Below are 4,479 nucleotides of genomic sequence, written 5' to 3'. Positions count from 1 at the left end.
TAAAAAAGATGACCCCTGTTCAATACAGAGATCATCTTCTTAAAACTGCCTAGGCTTTTTTTAAAATGTCCTTTACAAAGGGTACACTTTATACAGGAGCTGGGCTTTATTTGGCCCCTTCTGAGAAGCTCCTTCCACTGTGTCTTCACTTGGTTCATTTCCATGTGCTGAAAGCCTGCTGTTGAGGATGAGCTGCAGACTTCCTCGTGCACTTGCATTGATCAGCTTAATGGCATCATACTGATTTAGTTCAAGCGTAACCGCTAAATAATCTGGTTCTGCCCCTTCCTCGGTGTCTTCTGAAGCGGCTTCTTTTTCAGCCATTTGTTTTCCTACGGAAAGTACCTCTACCTTTTCTAAAACAAGCTCTGTGTCTATCGGCTCGGGCGCAGATTCTGATGCCTGTTCGATCAGCACGACATCGACAAAGTCTCCCGGTACAATCAAGTTGGAAACTGTTTTTACATAATCGACGCTGATTGAGACAGCCCGGTAGCCTTCTTTAATTTTTCTTGAAACTACCTTCGTCTCTTCTTCCGTGTTCTGAATTCGATGCTGCATAATGATCTCACCTTGCTTTAAATCAGCAGATATATATTTTCCTATAATGGTCTGGGGATCCTGTACCGCCTCGGGATGCAGCTGATCTTGCGGAACCTCAACCGTTGTAATATTTTCCTCTGTAATCTTCTCGTTCTTTTTCATGCCTTGAGCAGCCTGTACCGCTTTAACCATTGGAACCGGCGGCTCACCCGTTGCTTCTGTTCCCTTTGTTAAAAACATATAAAAAAGCATGGTCGTTATGAACCCGGAGATGATGGCTAAAAATACTAATTTCTTTCTTTTCATCTTCCATTCACCTACTCTGTCAATGTGATCGCATAAGCTCCGCTATCAGTCGCCGAAGCAGTCGCTGCTGGAGTTCCGGCTCCTGCTCTTTTAATAAAGATTCCTCTTATTGAATCATCCTTGCTGCCCATTGGATCTGTAAGGTAAAAGTAGGCAAAGCCCTTTACCTTCACACTCTTAGTTGTTACTTTTTCAAAGACAACTACGAGCATTACCCTTGAGCACACTCTCTCATCATACTCTCCAGGCGGCTGCAGACATCCATTCGCTCTGTAGTTAACTGCTTCTCTCGTTGCCCCAGCAATATTACCTGTTTGTGTATTGACAACATCCCCCACTTTTAAGGGCTGATCAAATCCATACATAAGATTCTCTCTGTACAGCCTCGCTCCTGGACCTTCGAGGGCAAGAATACCGAAATTCCCGGATACAGAATCACCTGAATCCACTTTTAATTGATAGGTTTGTCCATATTGGAGATCGACTGATTCTTCAATGCCTAAAGGAACGGCTCCTGTTGCTTCTACCAGAGGCTTTAAGGCGGCTTTCGCTTCGGCTTTTATTGGGGCATTCTCTATGCCAAATAAAGAGGAAAAAAACACCGGCGCATTTTTCTCCAGCACGACATGCAATTCCCTGCTGTTTGTTATATTGGCCTGTGTAAGGCTCGCTTGCTCGTTATGTGAGCCCAACACCTCGTTAACCACTTCCTGAACATTTGCTTCGCCGTTTGGAAGCTCCTGAGCTCCTGATAAAGCGGCGGCATTGGCTGCTTTCTGTAAATGGCTTTTCGTGTAAAATAGATGCCCGCCATCAATCACCACTCCCAGCATGGCAATCATCGCTGCCATGCCGAATGCAAGGAGCACAATGACATTGCCCTCCTCTTTCTTTAAAAAGTTTTTCATATCAATCATTCCACCCTGATGGTTGAACTCGTTTCAATCGTATATGGAATTGCTAATTCACCTAGCGGTTCAAGGAAACGCTCCGGATAGGTTAATTCTACTGTCACAAGTGTTCCAGATCTTCTTGTTCCACTTGGCGTGATATTCACTGCCAGCTGGGAAGGGTCCTCCAGGGTCACCCGGTCTCTCACATAGGTCCGAATTTCCTCGTCACTTCTCCCTAATCCGCCCATTCTTACCGATTCTTGATTAATCAGCTCCAACTCTAGATGAGTCAACATCACCCTTCCGAAGTCAATAATGCCTATCAGCAAAAGAAGGACAATGGGCAACGCAAGCGCCAGCTCAACGATTGACTGGCCATCTTCTTTCTTTACCATATAGTTGGCACCCTCTCCGCCAGCAGGGCAAACACCGTTCCTGCTGCAATCGCCACGCCATATGGAAACTTCACCTTCAGTGCATGGCCGAGAGATAAAAAGTTATAAGCTTTACGGTTTCTGAAGCCTGGTAAAGAGTAGACAGCCCACTGCAGAGCCCCGCTTCGGACAAGGAGGATAAATACACTCATCACTCCGCCAACAAGTGCCATATAAATAAAGGAGTCAAACACGAAGGCTCCTCCTTTTAACGCTCCGACTAGGGCGAGAAGCTTTACATCTCCCGCTCCCATTCCTCTCATCATGTAAGGGATCAGCAGCAAGGCAAACCCAATCAAAAACCCAATGAAGGAATGGCTGATGCCTTCCCAGCCGCTGACAGCGAAATGAAAGAGAAATCCTATCAGCAACGCCGGATAAATCACTTTGTTATAAATTTTTCTGCTTCTTACATCGGTGATGACACAGATTAACAGGATTACTAATAGAAAAAGATCGATCATACCGGCCATCCTTTCATTCGATTTTTAATTTATTCTTATAAAAGGACCCTATTTCGATAGGGTCCTGAATTTAAACGGAAAGCATTTGAGTCGGTAAAACAATTTACGGTTTATTATACCGCCGGTGGTGTTGTATCTGTTGATCCTCCTGAGAGCTTGCTTACAATATCTTTGAAGGTTGTCACAAGCTCGTCACCTACTAAGCCTAATGCCGCAACTGCTGCAATCGCGATCAACCCAAGAATCAATCCGTATTCTGTCATTCCTTGTCCTTCTTCTTCAACGAATAAAGCTTTCATTAGTTCTAACATGTGATTCTCTCCTTTTATATGAATAAATGAATATATTTTTTAATTATTTGTCTGTTTCGATAAAGGCAATCATTTGTCCAACTGTCGTTGAGGTGTCTCTGATTTTCCCTGCCGGAAGCTCAATCACCGATTCTGCTTTTGAAAATCTTTTTCCTATCTTTCCCGGCATCAGTTCTTCCTCGATCCCTACAATCTCTTTCCTGTTATTCAGGTACAGTACATCAATCGGGTACCTCATAAAGAAAGTATGAATGGAGGGACAAGGTGATATATGAAGAGCCTGGTGATCGGGCATACTTTTTGTTAACATCAACCCTTTGAATCTTGTCCAGAAACGATCAGCCATTTTTACTTCTTCAGCTATGATTTGTTCCGTTTGAAGGTTCAGCAGTTTTACTTTCCGACACCCCTTTGCCTTTACTGAATGACTTACAAGGCTTATTATGCTAGGTTTTGTCTAAATAACCTATCCCCCGGCTTTCCCTTTCTATCATCCTACCAGCATAGGAGTAGTTTCCTATATTTCCTATATGGACCTCCTATTTCCTATCTGTCGGATAGAAGAGCACAAAAAAAGACCTCCTATTGAAAGGAGGTTAGGAACGATTAGATTTTTCATAGGTGAGATAATACACCTTGGAAATCGCCTGGCTGCGGTCAGGGACGTCCAGTTTCTGAAAGATCTTCGTCAGATGGTTTTTTACCGTATGTTCACTAATAAAAAGCTCTTGCGCAATTTCTTTATTGTTTAAGCCCTGGATGACTAGATCCAGCACTTCCTGCTCTCTCGGCGACAAGTTCATCTCATTTTTAATCGTGCTTGATACCGACAGCGCTGTTGGCTTCGTTTCTTGCTCGAGGCTGAATTCCTGCTCGGCTACTTGTTTTTCCTCCAGGAACTCAACAAATTTTTTGAGGATGCTCGCTTTCTCCTGGTTAGAAGAAAGCCACTCAAGATTTCTATTATCCTTTATATACAGTGTAACAAGGGCAAAAATCTGACTGCTGATACTAGCATTCTCCCAATCAAGAGAAGAGCTCTTAGCTGTTAAACGTTTTCCTTCCTCGAGGGTGATGGAGAACGCATGGTCAGGGAAGGTCTCCTTTATAAAATCAGGTGAGTAATAAGAAAGCTTGCAGGCGGTAAGTATATCTTCTGCTAGAGATTTAGGTAAATCAAGATCGGTTATAAATTCCCCCGCCATCTTCACCCCTTCCAAAGTACGCGCGTAAGCCTCACTGTCAAATTGACCGATCGCCCGATGCAGCGCATTGACTTTGTCCAAAGCAGTACGACTCTCTTTTTCTAATGACAGGCGCAGCGAAACTCCTGCCAGAATGGATAGGGTATGTAAAAAAGCAAGGGTTTCTTCTATCTCATGCCGGGAAAGATGATCGGTCCCCACACATAAAAGTCCAATTTGTTCATTTTTAAATAAGGCTGTTTTCGCAAACTTTGTTGTTTTTTATAGAAATAATATAAATTGAATCTTCTGTTATAATATATATAAAGAAATACGAAACTTCT

The 4,479-nt window shown here is 43.3% G+C and carries 7 protein-coding genes; all 7 read right to left on the bottom strand.

What is annotated here, in order from left to right; all coding sequences use genetic code 11:
- Positions 1 to 72 precede the first annotated feature (72 nt).
- The 7 genes from cpaB to QY97_RS18470 all read right to left on the bottom strand — a co-directional run bounded on the left by cpaB (position 73) and on the right by QY97_RS18470 (position 4,357).
- On the bottom strand, positions 73 to 849 hold the full coding sequence (cpaB, locus tag QY97_RS18500; protein WP_039238431.1) for a Flp pilus assembly protein CpaB: 777 nt from the start codon (positions 847 to 849) through the stop codon (positions 73 to 75).
- Positions 850 to 860: 11 nt separating this feature from the next.
- Positions 861 to 1,757 (bottom strand): pilus assembly protein TadG-related protein, encoded by an 897-nt coding sequence (locus tag QY97_RS18495; protein ID WP_039238432.1) that lies wholly within the window; start codon positions 1,755 to 1,757, stop codon positions 861 to 863.
- A gap of 5 nt (positions 1,758 to 1,762) precedes the next feature.
- Entirely contained in the window at positions 1,763 to 2,137 is a 375-nt protein-coding gene (locus QY97_RS18490) for a TadE/TadG family type IV pilus assembly protein (RefSeq protein ID WP_039238429.1), read from the bottom strand.
- A complete protein-coding gene (locus QY97_RS18485) occupies positions 2,131 to 2,640 on the bottom strand; it encodes an A24 family peptidase (RefSeq protein ID WP_039238426.1) in 510 nt (169 codons plus the stop codon). Before QY97_RS18485 ends, QY97_RS18490 begins: the two co-directional genes overlap by 7 nt.
- A 113-nt stretch (positions 2,641 to 2,753) precedes the next feature.
- The gene (locus QY97_RS18480) at positions 2,754 to 2,951 is read right to left on the bottom strand and encodes a Flp family type IVb pilin (RefSeq protein ID WP_039238424.1); all 198 of its coding nucleotides are present in this window, start codon (positions 2,949 to 2,951) and stop codon (positions 2,754 to 2,756) included.
- Between the two features lie 43 nt (positions 2,952 to 2,994).
- On the bottom strand, positions 2,995 to 3,297 hold the full coding sequence (locus QY97_RS18475) for a DUF192 domain-containing protein (protein WP_046128538.1): 303 nt from the start codon (positions 3,295 to 3,297) through the stop codon (positions 2,995 to 2,997).
- A gap of 250 nt (positions 3,298 to 3,547) precedes the next feature.
- On the bottom strand, positions 3,548 to 4,357 hold the full coding sequence (locus tag QY97_RS18470; RefSeq protein ID WP_229731568.1) for a response regulator transcription factor: 810 nt from the start codon (positions 4,355 to 4,357) through the stop codon (positions 3,548 to 3,550).
- Positions 4,358 to 4,479 lie beyond the last annotated feature (122 nt).

The sequence above is a fragment of the Bacillus thermotolerans genome (assembly GCF_000812025.2).
Taxonomy (GTDB): Bacteria; Bacillota; Bacilli; order Bacillales; family Domibacillaceae; genus Quasibacillus; species Quasibacillus thermotolerans.
The sequence above is the reverse complement of the archived record's forward strand: the minus strand, read 5'-3'. Positions and strand labels throughout refer to the sequence as shown.